Source organism: Streptomyces sp. NBC_01571 (assembly GCF_026339875.1).
GTDB lineage: Bacteria > Actinomycetota > Actinomycetes > Streptomycetales > Streptomycetaceae > Streptomyces.
In genome coordinates, this window is the sequence record NZ_JAPEPZ010000001.1 from 6,124,125 (window position 1) to 6,138,042 (window position 13,918).

Below are 13,918 nucleotides of genomic sequence, written 5' to 3' on the forward strand. Positions count from 1 at the left end.
GATGGCGAAGAAGGCTCTGATTGCCAAGGCTGCTCGTAAGCCCAAGTTCGGTGTGCGTGGCTACACGCGCTGCCAGCGCTGCGGTCGTCCGCACTCCGTGTACCGCAAGTTCGGCCTGTGCCGCGTCTGCCTTCGTGAGATGGCTCACCGTGGCGAGCTGCCGGGCGTGACCAAGAGCTCCTGGTAGTCCGGTACTTCCGGACACCAGAGGCTCTCGGTAAGTAAAGGGCGCTGTCAGGTGCCCACCTCTCCATGCCGTAGGCTAGGAGGGTTGGGCGCCTGACGCCCGTACGACTTACTACGCCGTAGGTCCCCGCACCGCACCCGTCCCGCCACTGAGTGGGGAGAGGGATGGCGCATACAGGAAACCCCGGCGAGAGAGGCCGAAGGCCAATTCATGACCATGACTGATCCGATCGCAGACATGCTTACGCGTCTGCGTAACGCGAACTCGGCGTACCACGACACCGTGGGAATGCCGCACAGCAAGATCAAGTCGCACATCGCGGAGATCCTCCAGCAGGAGGGCTTCATCACGGGCTGGAAGGTCGAGGACGCCGAGGTCGGCAAGAACCTCGTCCTCGAGCTGAAGTTCGGCCCGAACCGTGAGCGCTCCATCGCGGGCATCAAGCGGATCTCCAAGCCCGGTCTCCGGGTGTACGCGAAGTCCACCAACCTGCCCAAGGTGCTGGGTGGCCTCGGCGTGGCGATCATCTCCACGTCCCACGGGCTCCTCACCGACAAGCAGGCCGGCAAGAAGGGCGTAGGCGGAGAAGTCCTCGCCTACGTCTGGTAGCGGAAGGGAACGGAGGAAACAGCTATGTCGCGCATTGGCAAGCTCCCCATCACGGTTCCCGCCGGCGTGGACGTCACCATCGATGGCCGTACGGTTCAGGTGAAGGGCCCCAAGGGCACCCTCTCCCACACCGTCGTCGCGCCGATCGAGATCGTCAAGGGTGAGGAAGGCGTTCTGAACGTCACCCGCCCCAACGACGAGCGTCAGAACAAGGCCCTGCACGGCCTGTCCCGCACGCTGGTGGCGAACATGATCACCGGCGTGACCCAGGGTTACGTGAAGAAGCTCGAGATCAGCGGTGTCGGTTACCGCGTGACGGCCAAGGGTTCGAACCTCGAGTTCGCGCTCGGCTACAGCCACCCGATCACGGTCGAGGCCCCCGAGGGCATCACCTTCAAGGTGGAAGCCCCCACCCGTTTCTCGGTCGAGGGCATCGACAAGCAGAAGGTCGGCGAGGTTGCGGCCAACATCCGCAAGCTGCGCAAGCCCGACCCGTACAAGGCCAAGGGCGTCAAGTACGAAGGCGAAGTCATCCGCCGCAAGGTCGGAAAGGCGGGTAAGTAAGCCATGGCATACGGTGTCAAGATTGCTAAGGGCGACGCTTACAAGCGTGCTGCCATCAAGCGTCGTCACATCCGGATCCGTAAGCACATCTCGGGTACGGCTGAGCGTCCGCGCCTGGTCGTGACGCGCTCCAACCGCCACATCGTGGCCCAGGTCATCGACGACGTTAAGGGTCACACCCTCGCGTCGGCGTCGACCCTGGACACGACGATCCGCGGCGGCGAGAGCGACAAGTCGGCTCAGGCCAAGTCGGTCGGCGCTCTTGTCGCCGAGCGCGCCAAGGCCGCCGGTGTCGAGGCTGTCGTATTCGACCGTGGTGGAAACCAGTACGCCGGGCGCATCGCCGCCCTGGCGGACGCCGCCCGCGAAGCCGGACTCAAGTTCTGAGTCGGTTCCGTAGCTAGCGGAAACAGAGAGAGGTAATTCCAATGGCTGGACCCCAGCGCCGCGGTGGCGGTGCCGGTGGCGGCGAGCGGCGGGACCGGAAGGGCCGTGACGGCGGCGCAGCTGCTGCCGAGAAGACCGCGTACGTTGAGCGCGTCGTCGCGATCAACCGCGTCGCCAAGGTTGTGAAGGGTGGTCGTCGCTTCAGCTTCACCGCGCTGGTCGTGGTGGGCGATGGTGACGGCACCGTGGGTGTCGGTTACGGCAAGGCCAAGGAGGTGCCGGCCGCGATCGCCAAGGGTGTTGAAGAGGCCAAGAAGCACTTCTTCAAGGTCCCCCGTATCCAGGGCACCATCCCGCACCCGATCACGGGCGAGAAGGCCGCGGGCGTCGTCCTGCTCAAGCCTGCTTCCCCCGGTACCGGCGTCATCGCCGGTGGCCCGGTGCGTGCTGTGCTCGAGTGCGCCGGCGTTCACGACATCCTGTCGAAGTCGCTCGGCTCGTCCAACGCGATCAACATCGTGCACGCGACCGTGGCGGCCCTCAAGGGTCTGCAGCGTCCCGAGGAGATCGCGGCTCGCCGTGGTCTGCCCCTCGAGGACGTCGCCCCCGCGGCCCTGCTGCGTGCACGTGCGGGAGCGGGTGCGTAATCATGGCTCAGCTCAGGATCACGCAGACGAAGTCGTACATCGGCAGCAAGCAGAACCACCGCGACACGCTGCGTTCGCTCGGGCTCAAGCGCCTGAACGACGTGGTCGTCAAGGAGGACCGCCCCGAGTTCCGCGGAATGGTGCACACCGTCCGCCACCTCGTGACGGTTGAGGAGGTCGACTGATCATGGCGGAGAACAACCCGCTCAAGATCCACAACCTCCGTCCCGCCCCGGGCGCCAAGACCGCCAAGACCCGTGTGGGTCGTGGTGAGGCGTCGAAGGGTAAGACGGCCGGTCGTGGTACCAAGGGCACGAAGGCCCGCTACCAGGTTCCGGAGCGCTTCGAGGGCGGGCAGATGCCCCTCCACATGCGCCTCCCGAAGCTGAAGGGCTTCAAGAACCCGTTCAAGACCGAGTTCCAGGTCGTGAACCTCGACAAGCTGGCCGCGCTGTACCCGGAGGGTGGCGAGGTCACCGTCGAGGGTCTCGTCGCCAAGGGTGCCGTTCGCAAGAACAGCCTCGTCAAGGTCCTCGGCCAGGGCGAGGTATCCGTGGCGCTGCAGGTGACGGTCGACGCCGTCTCCGGCTCCGCCAAGGAGAAGATCACCGCCGCCGGCGGTACCGTCACCGAGCTCGTCTGATCACTTCAGGCGCCTCGATGACATGAGCGATCCCGACCGGGGATGCCCCAACAAATGGGGCATCCCCGGTTGGTCGTTCCAAGGGGGGCAGTCTCGCCGGTAAGGTGACCTGCACTGCCGACTTTCGTCCGGCTTCCCGCCGGGCGGCAGTTGACCGATACCTATTCGTCGAACCTCAAGACCATCACCCTTGACGCAGTTGCGCGGGGGTCGCAGGAGGCACCGTGCTCACCGCGTTCGCCCGGGCGTTCAGGACGCCCGACCTGCGCAAGAAGCTGCTCTTCACGCTCGCCATCATCGTGGTCTACCGGGTCGGTACGCACATTCCGATCCCGGGCGTCGACTACAAGAACGTCCAGACCTGTATCGACGCGGCCTCGAAGGGCAACCAGGGGCTGTTCGGTCTGGTCAACCTGTTCAGTGGTGGTGCGCTGCTGCAGATCACGATCTTCGCGCTCGGCATCATGCCGTACATCACGGCGAGCATCATTCTGCAGCTGCTGACGGTGGTGATCCCGCGCCTCGAAGCCCTGAAGAAGGAGGGCTCGTCAGGCACCGCGAAGATCACGCAGTACACCCGATACCTGACGGTGGCCCTCGCCATCCTCCAGGGCACCGGTCTCGTCGCGACCGCGCGCAGCGGCGCCCTGTTCAGCGGCTGCCAGGTCGCCAACCAGATCGTGCCGGACCAGTCGATCTTCCAGACCGTCGTCATGGTCGTCACGATGACCGCCGGTACCGGCGTCGTCATGTGGCTGGGCGAGCTCATCACCGACCGCGGCATCGGCAACGGCATGTCGATTCTGATGTTCATCTCGATCGCCGCGAGCTTCCCGACCGCGCTGTGGGCCATCAAGACGCAGGGCACCCTGGCCGGAGGCTGGATCGAGTTCGGCACGGTCATCCTCGTCGGCCTGGTCATGGTCGGCCTGGTGGTCTTCGTCGAGCAGGCCCAGCGGCGCATTCCCGTCCAGTACGCGAAGCGCATGATCGGCCGCCGGTCCTACGGGGGTACGTCCACGTACATCCCGCTGAAGGTCAATCAGGCCGGTGTGATCCCCGTCATCTTCGCGTCGTCGCTGCTCTACATCCCGGCGCTGGTCGCCCAGTTCTCCAACGGCAACTCGGCTTGGAAGACCTGGATCACGCAGAACCTGACCAAGGGCGACCACCCGATTTACATCACCATGTACTTCCTTCTGATCGTTTTCTTCGCGTTCTTCTACGTGGCGATCTCGTTCAACCCCGAGGAAGTAGCCGACAACATGAAGAAGTATGGTGGCTTCATCCCGGGCATCCGGGCTGGCCGACCGACCGCTGAGTACCTGAGTTACGTACTCAACCGGATCACCTGGCCGGGGTCGCTGTATCTGGGTCTGATCGCTCTCGTACCGACGATGGCGTTGGTTGGCTTCGGGGCAAGCCAGAACTTCCCGTTCGGTGGTACCAGCATCCTGATCATCGTGGGTGTGGGTCTTGAGACGGTGAAGCAGATCGAGAGCCAGCTTCAGCAGCGCAATTACGAAGGGTTCCTCCGCTGATGCGAATCGTCCTCGTCGGGCCGCCCGGTGCCGGGAAGGGAACGCAGGCCGCGTTCCTTGCCAAGAACCTGGGGATTCCGCACATCTCCACGGGCGACCTCTTCCGTGCAAACATCAGCCAGGGCACGGAGCTCGGCAAGCAGGCGAAGGCGTACATGGACGCCGGCAACCTGGTACCGGACGAGGTCACCATCGGGATGGCCAAGGACCGCATGGAGCAGCCCGACGCCGCGAACGGCTTTCTGCTGGACGGCTTCCCTCGTAACGTCTCGCAGGCCGAGGCGCTCGACGAGATGCTGAAGGCCGAGGGCATGAAGCTGGACGCGGTGCTGGACCTGGAGGTCCCCGAGGACGAGGTGGTCAAGCGCATCGCCGGCCGCCGCATCTGCCGCAAGGACTCGAGCCACGTGTTCCACGTGGAGTACAAGAAGCCGCGGCAGGACGGTGTCTGCGACATCTGCGGCGGCGAGCTGTACCAGCGCGACGACGACTCCGAGGAGACCGTCCGTACGCGGCTGGAGGTCTACCACACGCAGACCGAGCCGATCATCGACTACTACAAGGCCCAGGGCCTGGTCGTCACGATCTCGGCGCTCGGCAAGGTGGAAGAGGTCACGGAGCGCGCCATGGAGGCGCTCCAGAGCAAGGCCGGCGACAAGTAGTCGTCACGCTGTTTCGGCCGCGGTGCCCTCCGGGGTGCCGCGGCCGTAGTGTTGTACAGGTAGTCGTTCGTGTACGCAGTCGGTTGACGGAGAAGACGGAGAGCGCGGCCGCCATGGTGCAGATCAAGACCCCCGAGCAGATCGCCAAGATGCGTGAGGCGGGCCTGGTCGTAGCCGCCGTGCACGCGGCCACGCGTGAGGCGGCGGTGCCCGGCGCGACGACGCGGGACCTCGACGAGGTGGCGCGCAAGGTGCTCGCGGAGCACGGCGCGAAGTCGAACTTCCTGGGGTACGGGGGTTTCCCCGCGACCATCTGCACGTCGGCGAACGAGGTCGTCGTGCATGGCATCCCGGACGACAAGACCGTCCTGAAGGACGGCGACATCATCTCCATCGACGCGGGCGCGATCGTGGACGGCTGGCACGGGGACGCGGCGTTCACGGCGTTCGTGGGCTCCGGCCACGCTCCTGAGCTGGTCGAGCTCTCCCGGGTGACCGAGGAGTCGATGTGGGCGGGTATCGCGGCGATGAAGCCGGGGAACCGGCTCGTCGACGTCTCCCGCGCGATCGAGACGTACATCCGCCGCCAGCCGAAGCCGGGCGGCGGCCGGTACGGGATCATCGAGGACTACGGCGGCCACGGCATCGGTACCGAGATGCACATGGACCCGCACCTGCTGAACTACGTGGAGCGCCGTCGCGGCAAGGGCCCCAAGCTCGTCCCCGGTCTCTGTCTGGCCGTCGAGCCGATGGTGTCCCTGGGCACGCCGAAGACCGAGGTGCTGGAGGACGACTGGACCGTCATCACGACGGACGGTACGTGGTCCTCGCACTGGGAGCACTCCGTGGCCGTGACGGAGGAGGGCCCGCTGGTCCTGACGGCTCCGGACTGCGGCAGGGCGAAGCTGGCGGAGTACGGAGTGACGGCGGCGCCGGACCCGCTGGCGTAGCCGTGCGGGCCGTGCCGGGGGGTGTACCGGTTCCGGGCGGGCCGGCGGTGTTGCGGGCACGGTGCGTTCCCGGCCGTCCGGTGCCCGTTCGGCCGATGTGCGGTCGGCCGGTTCGCGCTCAATCACCAGGGGCCCAGGTTAAGGATCTCCCTGATGGGGCATTCTTCCTCGATTCGTCTTTCCGGGAGCCCTGACGTAGACTGACTCGTCGGCTCTCGTGCACCCGCATGTCTGCATGCGCTCGCGCGGAGTCGATCAAGGTAGTCGATTCGAAGGGCGAAGCGTGGCCAAGAAGCAAGGTGCCATCGAGATCGAGGGCACTGTCGTCGAGTCTCTTCCGAACGCCATGTTCAAGGTTGAGCTCCAGAACGGCCACCAGGTTCTGGCACACATCAGCGGCAAGATGCGTATGCACTACATCCGCATCCTCCCTGACGACCGGGTCGTGGTGGAGCTGTCTCCGTACGACCTGACGCGTGGCCGGATCGTCTACCGGTACAAGTAGATCTTGCCTTTACTCCGCGGTCCCGGTTCCGGGACGCGGGTGGTGGCACTGACCCGGAGAACCTCACCTAATGAAGGTCAAGCCGAGCGTCAAGAAGATCTGCGACAAGTGCAGGGTGATCCGCCGTCACGGCCGGGTCATGGTCATCTGCGACAACCCGCGCCACAAGCAGCGCCAGGGCTGACGCACGACCGCACCTTCTGCACCCGCAGATACTTCGCGCGACGCAAGCAGTACATGTTCATACGCAGAATCCAGGGCTGATTCCCATCAGGCCTGACACCCCCGGTCGGAGGCCGGGGACCCGGTTCGTACCGAATCTTCAGCAGAGAAGAGGACGGCGGGCGGGATCCGGTTCTGCGGAAGACCTCCGAACGACAACTGGAGCCATTGAATGGCACGCGTTTCCGGTGTTGACATCCCGCGCGAAAAGCGTGTGGAGGTCGCCCTGACCTACGTGTTCGGCATCGGCCGGACCCTTTCCCAGCTGACGCTGGCCGAGACCGGCGTGAACCCGAACACCCGCGTTCGTGACCTCTCCGAGGAGGAGCTGGTCAAGATCCGCGAGTACGTGGACGCCAACCTGAAGACCGAGGGTGACCTCCGTCGCGAGATTCAGGCCGACATCCGCCGCAAGGTCGAGATCGGCTGCTACCAGGGTCTGCGCCACCGTCGTGGCCTGCCCGTCCACGGTCAGCGCACCAGCACGAACGCTCGTACCCGCAAGGGCCCGCGTCGCGCCATCGCCGGTAAGAAGAAGCCGGGCAAGAAGTAGTCCTCAGCGGACGCTTATCAGCGGTCTTCGCTGTAGGACCGACCACCTCCCGTAGGAGTATTAGATGCCCCCCAAGGGTCGTCAGGGCGCTGCCAAGAAGGTGCGCCGCAAGGAAAAGAAGAACGTCGCTCACGGGCACGCTCACATCAAGAGCACGTTCAACAACACCATCGTCTCCATCACGGACCCCTCGGGCAACGTGATCTCCTGGGCCTCCGCCGGCCACGTCGGCTTCAAGGGCTCGCGCAAGTCCACCCCCTTCGCCGCGCAGATGGCCGCCGAGTCGGCCGCCCGCCGCGCGCAGGAGCACGGCATGCGCAAGGTCGACGTCTTCGTGAAGGGTCCGGGCTCCGGTCGCGAGACCGCGATCCGCTCCCTCCAGGCCACCGGCCTCGAGGTCGGCTCCATCCAGGACGTCACCCCCACCCCGCACAACGGCTGCCGTCCGCCCAAGCGCCGCCGCGTCTGACGCACGGCCGCTTGTCGGTTCGAGGTTTCCGGGCGGTACGGCTCTGTGAAAGGGCCGTATCGCCCGTACCCTTGCAGTACCCGTGCGGTGAAAACGCACGGTTTTGTCGGACGTCAAATAGCGGGCGTCCACGAAAGAAGGATCTGATCCACACATGCTGATCGCTCAGCGTCCCTCGTTGACCGAAGAGGTCGTCGACGAATTCCGCTCCCGGTTCGTGATCGAGCCGCTGGAGCCGGGCTTCGGCTACACCCTCGGCAACTCCCTGCGTCGGACCCTCCTCTCCTCGATCCCGGGTGCGGCGGTCACGTCCATCCGCATCGACGGCGTGCTGCACGAGTTCACCACCGTGCCGGGCGTCAAAGAGGACGTCACCGACCTGATCCTCAACATCAAGCAGCTCGTCGTCTCCTCGGAGCACGACGAGCCGGTCGTGATGTACCTGCGCAAGCAGGGTCCGGGTCTGGTCACCGCCGCCGACATCGCGCCCCCGGCCGGTGTCGAGGTGCACAACCCCGACCTCGTCCTCGCCACGCTCAACGGCAAGGGCAAGCTGGAGATGGAGCTGACCGTCGAGCGCGGTCGCGGCTACGTCTCCGCCGTTCAGAACAAGCAGGTGGGCCAGGAGATCGGCCGTATCCCGGTCGACTCCATCTACTCGCCCGTTCTGAAGGTCACCTACAAGGTCGAGGCGACCCGTGTCGAGCAGCGCACCGACTTCGACAAGCTGATCGTCGACGTCGAGACCAAGCAGGCCATGCGTCCCCGCGACGCCATGGCGTCGGCCGGCAAGACCCTGGTCGAGCTGTTCGGTCTGGCCCGTGAGCTCAACATCGACGCCGAGGGCATCGACATGGGCCCGTCCCCCACGGACGCCGCCCTCGCCGCTGATCTCGCCCTGCCGATCGAGGAGCTCGAGCTCACCGTTCGGTCGTACAACTGCCTCAAGCGTGAGGGCATCCACTCCGTGGGTGAGCTCGTCGCCCGCTCGGAGGCCGACCTCCTGGACATCCGCAACTTCGGTGCGAAGTCCATCGACGAGGTCAAGGCGAAGCTGGCCGGCATGGGCCTGGCCCTCAAGGACAGCCCGCCCGGATTCGACCCGACCGCCGCCGCGGACGCCTTCGGCGCCGATGACGACGCGGACGCGGGCTTTGTGGAGACCGAGCAGTACTGAGAGCTCGGCTTCCGCTGCGGTTCCAGGCTGCGGGCCGGTCCTTGGCCGGTCGCGCAGCTCCCCACGCCCCCTCGGGGGCGTGGGTCCTCCGGGCGCCTTGTGAGAGGCGGCCGGATCTCCGACGGGCAATCGCCCGCTCGGACACTGACCTCGGTACCTGATACGGCCGGGGCAGACACCTAGGAGAAACACCATGCCGAAGCCCACCAAGGGTGCCCGTATGGGCGGCAGCGCCGCGCACGAGAAGCTGCTCCTCGCGAACCTCGCGAAGTCGCTCTTCGAGCACGGCCGCATCACCACCACCGAGGCGAAGGCCCGTCGCCTGCGCCCGTACGCGGAGCGTCTGGTCACCAAGGCGAAGAAGGGTGACCTTCACAACCGCCGTCAGGTGCTCTCGGTGATCACGGACAAGAGCATCGTGCACACGCTCTTCACCGAGATCGGCCCGCGCTACGAGAACCGTCCGGGTGGCTACACCCGTATCACCAAGATTGGTAACCGCCGTGGCGACAACGCGCCCATGGCCGTCATCGAACTGGTGGAGGCCCTGACCGTGGCCCAGCAGGCCACCGGTGAGGCCGAGGCGGCCACCAAGCGTTCCGCCAAGGACGCCGAGGCTCCGGCCAAGGTCGAGGACACCAAGGTCGAGGACGCCGCTGAGGCTCCCGCCGAGGAGTCGAAGGACGCCTGAGGCACTGCCTTGCTGTGAGCGGGTCCGTCCCTTCGGGGGCGGGCCCGCTCTCGCGTTCTGGCGGGGAAGCCGGGCTTGAGAGGATCCAGGAGTGAGTGACGAAGCGGAGCCCGGGTTCGTACGGGTGCGGATGGACCTGTCCTACGACGGGAGCGCGTTCTCCGGGTGGGCGAAGCAGGCCAGTGGCCGCAGGACGGTCCAGGGCGACATCGAGGACGCGCTGCGAACGGTGACGCGGACGAAGGACACGACGTACGAGCTGACCGTGGCCGGGCGCACCGACGCCGGGGTGCACGCGCGCGGGCAGGTGGCGCACGTCGATCTGCCGGCGGAGCTGTGGGCCGAGCACCGGGAGAAGCTGCTGAAGCGGCTGGCAGGGCGGCTGTCGAAGGACGTGCGGGTGTGGTCCCTGGCCGAGGCGCCCGCCGGCTTCAACGCGCGCTTCTCGGCGATCTGGCGGCGCTACGCCTATCGCGTCACCGACCATGCGGGGGGTGTGGATCCGCTGCTGCGCAATCACGTCCTGTGGCACGACTGGCCGTTGGACGTCGACGCCATGAACCGGGCGGCGGCCGGGCTGGTGGGCGAGCACGACTTCGCCGCCTACTGCAAGAAGCGCGAGGGTGCGACGACCATCCGTACGCTCCAGGAGCTGAGCCTGGTGCGCGGGGACGACGGGATCATCACCGCGACCGTCCGCGCCGACGCGTTCTGCCACAACATGGTGCGTTCGCTGATCGGGGCGCTGCTGTTCGTGGGGGACGGGCATCGCGGGCCCGAGTGGCCCGGCAAGGTGCTGGCCGCCGGCGTACGGGACTCGGCCGTCCATGTCGTACGGCCGCACGGGCTGACGCTGGAGGAGGTCGGCTATCCCGCGGACGAGTTGCTGGCCGCGCGCAACAAGGAGGCGCGCAACAAGCGCACCCTGCCCGGGGCCCCGGGGTGCGACACCTGCTAGACGGCCACGGCGGCCAGGTGGCCCCGGCGGGCCGCGCGGGCGTCCGGCCGCCCGGTACGCGGCGGCCGGGAGCAGCCCGGTCCACCGGCGGCGGCCGGCCGGGAGCTACCGGTTGGCCGCCGACGAGGCCTGTGCCTCGCCGCGGCGGCGGATCTGGCGGAAGGTGAATTCGGCCAGGTCGTCGCCGGTGGTGAAGACCTCGGCGTTCTTGGTCGTCACGTCCTTGCCGTTGGTGAAGCCGGCCAGCGTGAAGTAGGCGTAGCGGCCGACGGAGTTGGTGGTCGAGCGGCAGACCGACGTGCGGCAGAAGGTGGCGACACCCTGGCCGGGCAGCGAGGTGATGATGCTCTTGCTGTCCGCCTGGGCCCTGGCCTTGTCCGCCTGGGCCTTGGTGTCGAAGATCGCGACGCCGACGGTCACGGCGACGCCGTCCTTGCTGTACGTGACGCGCATCAGCCGGGTGCAGCCGTTGTCGGTGAGGACCTTGGGGAGCGTCCGCTGCACGCCCGTCGCGCACTTCGTCGTCGAGGCGGTCGGGCCCTTGCGGTAGACGCGGTCACCCACGGTCAGCTGCGAACCGGGGAAGAGGATGTCCGGGCTGAGCGGAGCGGTGTCCTTCTTGACGCTGGATATGAAGTCCGTCGGATCCAGCGGCGGAGGGGCCGAGGTCGGCGCGAACGAGGGCGCCGACGCGGTGGTGTCGCTCGGGATGGCCGTGGTGCTGGGCAGCTTGCCGGACTGGTTCGACGCCGTGTTGTCGCCGTTCGCGGAGACGACGGCCACGGCGACGGCCGCGCCGACCGCGAGCGTGGCGATCGCCGAGCCGCCGATCACCAGCAGCCTGCGGCGCCTGTTGCGCGTCTCGGACGCCTCGGCGAGTGCCGCCCAGTCCGGAGTCCGGTTCCCGCTGCCCCAGTCGGGTTGCTGCGAACCAGGCTTCCACGGATCCCACGGGGGCTCCCCCTGCCCACCCTGCCCATAGCTCATGGGGCGCATCTTAGACGGGCGTTGGGGGGTGCGGTTCCGCACCGGGGGATACCTGAGCCCCTAGGAGCGTGTCTCGGTAACGAGCAAGGGGCTCGCTGGCCGTGATCGATGGGATCGGTCGCGGCCGTTTCGTGTGCACCTGTGAGGCCGTGGTTGGGTCCTTCCCGGCTGTTGTTCGGCTGGTAGGGCCTGTGGCGTGGGCCGGGGGGCCTGGCTGGTCAGCCGGCCTGGGCGGCGAGCCCGGAGTGTCGGAAGATCTTGCGGAGGTTGTGGCAGGCGGCGAGCAGTCGCCACTCACCGCGGGCGCCGTCCTCGCCACGCAGGAGGAGCTGGCGGCCGTTCTGGCAGGTCATGACCTGTCCGAAGACAGGTTCGACGATGGCTTTGCGGCGGCTGTATGCCTTCCGGCCGGGTTTGGTCCGCAGTTTGCGGGCCATGCGCTCCTTCAGCGTGGCGTCCTTGGGGATGCGTCCGCGTGGAGCGGGCGGGACCTGCTCGTCGTGGGCGAGTCGGCCGGTGGCCATGAAGGTGTCGGTGCCGCAGGCCAGTTGGCGCTCGTTCGCGGCTTCGAGGTTGGTCTCGGAGCAGTACCCGGCGTCGACCAGGGCCTGCTTGGGGTGGATGCCGGTGTTGTGGGCGGACTGGTCGAGCATCGTGGTGTAGTTCAGTGCGTCGGAGGGGTTGGTCGTCACGTCGGCGGCGGTGATGACCTGGTGTTCTTCGTCGACGACGGCCTGGGCGTTGTAGGCCTGGATGTAGGCGCCGTCGCTGTTCTTCATGATCCGCGAGTCGGGGTCGGTGAAGTTGGCCTGGGCTTTGGGCTTGGGACGGGCCTTGGCGGCGGCCGCTTCCCCGGCGTCGGTGACGGCCTGCTCGTCGCTGCTGGCGGCACGTTCCTGACGGCGGCGTTCCTTGTCCTCGGCGTGGGCGCGGGCCTTGGCGGCGGCCTCGGCCTCGATCTGCGCGCGGGCGGCCTGCAGCTTCGCCAGGCGTTTCTCACGCCGGTCCAGCTCGGCGGGCAGGTCCGCCTCCTTGCCGTCCACGCCGAAGGTGTCGTCCTCGGCTTCGTCGGCGGCCTCGGCGTCGGTCAGCAGGGCGTGGGCCTTCGCTTCCAGAGCGGCGATCTCGGCCTCTATCCGCTCTTCCTTGTCGACCAGGCGGCCGTAGCTCATCGCCTTGTGTTTGGAGGCGCTGGCCTCCAGTTTCGTGCCGTCCAGCGCGACGCGTCCCATCTTGACCATGCCGAGTGTCTGTGCGAGGTGCAGGGACTGGGTGAACAGACCGGCCAGCGCGTCGAGGTGGCGGCGGCGGAAGCGGGCGATCGAGCGGAAGTCCGGTTCCTGGCCGGCGGCCAGGAACCGGAACGCGACATCGTCGGCCAGGCGGCGCTCGATCGCCCGGGAGGAGCGGACGCCGGTGGTGTAGCCGTAGATCAGCAGTCGTACCATCAGCCGCGGATCGTAGGGCGGGTAGCCGCGCTTTTCGGTGTAGTCCGCCAGGACCGGTCCGAGGTCGAGCACCTCATCGACCAGGTCGGCGACGAACCGGGCCAGGTGGCCCTCGGGCAGCCAGTCGTCCAGCGACGGCGGCAGCAGCAGGACCTGATGCGGATCGAAGGGCCGAAACGTCTTGTCCACCGCCGCCAGCTGACCCTGCGGCCGCTTCTTCCCGACCGGCTCGACCTCGAACAGCCCCTCGCCACCACGCATACCGTGATCATCCCGTATGAATAATCACGAACCGCAGGCGGGTTGCCGGTTACTGAGACACGCTCCTAGCGTGACCTGACCGCGCACGGGCAAAACTGACATCTCCGGGTGGTTGGTGCGTCATGCCTTCCGGTGGGCTCGGCGGCGGAGGTGTCGTGCGCACCCGTGACGGAGACGGGCTCGGGTGCGTCGGCGCCGGCGCGCGAGGGCGGGGGCGGGGGGCAGGGCAGGGAGCGTCGGGCGGAGGCGGATCCCGTGGGGTTCCTCACACGGGCACCGGTCCGGGGGCGCGGCGCGTCCTCCCGGACTGGCTTACGCTGGGAGTGCAGGCTGCAGCGGCGGCCGTGCGGCCGGGAGCGGCCTCGGGGCGCGCAGCGCCCGGAGTCGAGAGGCGTGCCCATCCGCCCGGACGACCCCGCGGCGCCTGCCGCAGGAGCCGCGTTTTGACCCGTCCGGG

At 67.4% G+C, this 13,918-nt stretch carries 19 protein-coding genes; 17 read left to right on the forward strand and 2 right to left on the reverse strand.

The genetic code is table 11. The annotated features are described in order from the left end of the window. Position 1 precedes the first annotated feature (1 nt). The 17 genes from OHB41_RS27745 (at position 2) to truA (ending at position 10,765) form a co-directional block, all read left to right on the forward strand. A complete protein-coding gene (locus tag OHB41_RS27745) occupies positions 2 to 187 on the forward strand; it encodes a type Z 30S ribosomal protein S14 (RefSeq protein ID WP_003948630.1) in 186 nt (61 codons plus the stop codon). Between the two features lie 210 nt (positions 188 to 397). Then, positions 398 to 796 carry a 30S ribosomal protein S8 gene (rpsH, locus tag OHB41_RS27750; RefSeq protein WP_010986352.1) on the forward strand — a complete coding sequence of 133 codons (399 nt, stop codon included), beginning with the start codon at positions 398 to 400 and terminating at the stop codon, positions 794 to 796. A 24-nt stretch (positions 797 to 820) separates the two neighbouring features. Then, positions 821 to 1,360 carry a 50S ribosomal protein L6 gene (gene rplF, locus OHB41_RS27755; protein WP_266700851.1) on the forward strand — a complete coding sequence of 180 codons (540 nt, stop codon included), beginning with the start codon at positions 821 to 823 and terminating at the stop codon, positions 1,358 to 1,360. A 3-nt stretch (positions 1,361 to 1,363) separates the two neighbouring features. Beyond that, positions 1,364 to 1,747, forward strand: coding sequence for a 50S ribosomal protein L18 (rplR, locus tag OHB41_RS27760; RefSeq protein WP_010986354.1), 384 nt, complete (start codon positions 1,364 to 1,366; stop codon positions 1,745 to 1,747). Between the two features lie 41 nt (positions 1,748 to 1,788). After that, a complete protein-coding gene (rpsE, locus tag OHB41_RS27765) occupies positions 1,789 to 2,394 on the forward strand; it encodes a 30S ribosomal protein S5 (RefSeq protein ID WP_037694140.1) in 606 nt (201 codons plus the stop codon). A 2-nt stretch (positions 2,395 to 2,396) separates the two neighbouring features. Beyond that, positions 2,397 to 2,579 (forward strand): 50S ribosomal protein L30, encoded by a 183-nt coding sequence (rpmD, locus tag OHB41_RS27770; protein ID WP_060901490.1) that lies wholly within the window; start codon positions 2,397 to 2,399, stop codon positions 2,577 to 2,579. Positions 2,580 to 2,581: 2 nt separating this feature from the next. After that, the gene (gene rplO, locus OHB41_RS27775) at positions 2,582 to 3,037 is read left to right on the forward strand and encodes a 50S ribosomal protein L15 (protein WP_007443991.1); all 456 of its coding nucleotides are present in this window, start codon (positions 2,582 to 2,584) and stop codon (positions 3,035 to 3,037) included. Between the two features lie 224 nt (positions 3,038 to 3,261). Beyond that, positions 3,262 to 4,578: a preprotein translocase subunit SecY gene (secY, locus tag OHB41_RS27780; protein ID WP_266700852.1), complete on the forward strand. Its 1,317-nt coding sequence runs from the start codon at positions 3,262 to 3,264 to the stop codon at positions 4,576 to 4,578. After that, positions 4,578 to 5,240 carry an adenylate kinase gene (locus OHB41_RS27785; protein ID WP_266700853.1) on the forward strand — a complete coding sequence of 221 codons (663 nt, stop codon included), beginning with the start codon at positions 4,578 to 4,580 and terminating at the stop codon, positions 5,238 to 5,240. Before secY ends, OHB41_RS27785 begins: the two co-directional genes overlap by 1 nt. A 113-nt stretch (positions 5,241 to 5,353) precedes the next feature. Next, positions 5,354 to 6,190, forward strand: a complete 837-nt coding sequence (gene map, locus OHB41_RS27790) for a type I methionyl aminopeptidase (protein WP_168529666.1) — start codon at positions 5,354 to 5,356, stop codon at positions 6,188 to 6,190. A gap of 283 nt (positions 6,191 to 6,473) precedes the next feature. Beyond that, on the forward strand, positions 6,474 to 6,695 hold the full coding sequence (gene infA, locus OHB41_RS27795) for a translation initiation factor IF-1 (RefSeq protein ID WP_003948620.1): 222 nt from the start codon (positions 6,474 to 6,476) through the stop codon (positions 6,693 to 6,695). Between the two features lie 70 nt (positions 6,696 to 6,765). Then, positions 6,766 to 6,879, forward strand: coding sequence for a 50S ribosomal protein L36 (gene rpmJ / locus OHB41_RS27800; protein ID WP_003974245.1), 114 nt, complete (start codon positions 6,766 to 6,768; stop codon positions 6,877 to 6,879). Between the two features lie 210 nt (positions 6,880 to 7,089). Beyond that, positions 7,090 to 7,470 (forward strand): 30S ribosomal protein S13, encoded by a 381-nt coding sequence (rpsM, locus tag OHB41_RS27805; protein WP_266700854.1) that lies wholly within the window; start codon positions 7,090 to 7,092, stop codon positions 7,468 to 7,470. 64 nt (positions 7,471 to 7,534) lie between these two features. Continuing rightward, the gene (gene rpsK, locus OHB41_RS27810) at positions 7,535 to 7,939 is read left to right on the forward strand and encodes a 30S ribosomal protein S11 (RefSeq protein WP_003956432.1); all 405 of its coding nucleotides are present in this window, start codon (positions 7,535 to 7,537) and stop codon (positions 7,937 to 7,939) included. A gap of 154 nt (positions 7,940 to 8,093) precedes the next feature. Next, a complete protein-coding gene (locus tag OHB41_RS27815; protein ID WP_003966937.1) occupies positions 8,094 to 9,116 on the forward strand; it encodes a DNA-directed RNA polymerase subunit alpha in 1,023 nt (340 codons plus the stop codon). A gap of 193 nt (positions 9,117 to 9,309) precedes the next feature. After that, positions 9,310 to 9,807, forward strand: coding sequence for a 50S ribosomal protein L17 (gene rplQ, locus OHB41_RS27820; protein WP_266700855.1), 498 nt, complete (start codon positions 9,310 to 9,312; stop codon positions 9,805 to 9,807). Between the two features lie 91 nt (positions 9,808 to 9,898). Continuing rightward, entirely contained in the window at positions 9,899 to 10,765 is an 867-nt protein-coding gene (gene truA / locus OHB41_RS27825; RefSeq protein ID WP_266700856.1) for a tRNA pseudouridine(38-40) synthase TruA, read from the forward strand. Between the two features lie 105 nt (positions 10,766 to 10,870). Here the strand turns inward: truA and OHB41_RS27830 are convergent, their stop codons facing one another. Then, complete coding sequence (locus OHB41_RS27830; RefSeq protein ID WP_266700857.1) at positions 10,871 to 11,752, reverse strand: hypothetical protein; 882 nt, start codon at positions 11,750 to 11,752, stop codon at positions 10,871 to 10,873. 218 nt (positions 11,753 to 11,970) lie between these two features. After that, positions 11,971 to 13,389 carry an IS1182 family transposase gene (locus tag OHB41_RS27835; protein ID WP_526025027.1) on the reverse strand — a complete coding sequence of 473 codons (1,419 nt, stop codon included), beginning with the start codon at positions 13,387 to 13,389 and terminating at the stop codon, positions 11,971 to 11,973. Between the last annotated feature and the right edge of the window lie 529 nt (positions 13,390 to 13,918).

Coding starts and splice junctions, on each gene's coding strand:
- OHB41_RS27745 (WP_003948630.1), top strand. CDS start 2: ATGGCGAAGAAGGCTCTGATTGCCAAGGCTGCTCGTAAGCCCAAGTTC.
- rpsH (WP_010986352.1), top strand. CDS start 398: ATGACCATGACTGATCCGATCGCAGACATGCTTACGCGTCTGCGTAAC.
- rplF (WP_266700851.1), top strand. CDS start 821: ATGTCGCGCATTGGCAAGCTCCCCATCACGGTTCCCGCCGGCGTGGAC.
- rplR (WP_010986354.1), top strand. CDS start 1,364: ATGGCATACGGTGTCAAGATTGCTAAGGGCGACGCTTACAAGCGTGCT.
- rpsE (WP_037694140.1), top strand. CDS start 1,789: ATGGCTGGACCCCAGCGCCGCGGTGGCGGTGCCGGTGGCGGCGAGCGG.
- rpmD (WP_060901490.1), top strand. CDS start 2,397: ATGGCTCAGCTCAGGATCACGCAGACGAAGTCGTACATCGGCAGCAAG.
- rplO (WP_007443991.1), top strand. CDS start 2,582: ATGGCGGAGAACAACCCGCTCAAGATCCACAACCTCCGTCCCGCCCCG.
- OHB41_RS27785 (WP_266700853.1), top strand. CDS start 4,578: ATGCGAATCGTCCTCGTCGGGCCGCCCGGTGCCGGGAAGGGAACGCAG.
- map (WP_168529666.1), top strand. CDS start 5,354: ATGGTGCAGATCAAGACCCCCGAGCAGATCGCCAAGATGCGTGAGGCG.
- rpmJ (WP_003974245.1), top strand. CDS start 6,766: ATGAAGGTCAAGCCGAGCGTCAAGAAGATCTGCGACAAGTGCAGGGTG.
- rpsM (WP_266700854.1), top strand. CDS start 7,090: ATGGCACGCGTTTCCGGTGTTGACATCCCGCGCGAAAAGCGTGTGGAG.
- rpsK (WP_003956432.1), top strand. CDS start 7,535: ATGCCCCCCAAGGGTCGTCAGGGCGCTGCCAAGAAGGTGCGCCGCAAG.
- OHB41_RS27815 (WP_003966937.1), top strand. CDS start 8,094: ATGCTGATCGCTCAGCGTCCCTCGTTGACCGAAGAGGTCGTCGACGAA.
- rplQ (WP_266700855.1), top strand. CDS start 9,310: ATGCCGAAGCCCACCAAGGGTGCCCGTATGGGCGGCAGCGCCGCGCAC.
- OHB41_RS27830 (WP_266700857.1), bottom strand. CDS start 11,752: ATGAGCTATGGGCAGGGTGGGCAGGGGGAGCCCCCGTGGGATCCGTGG.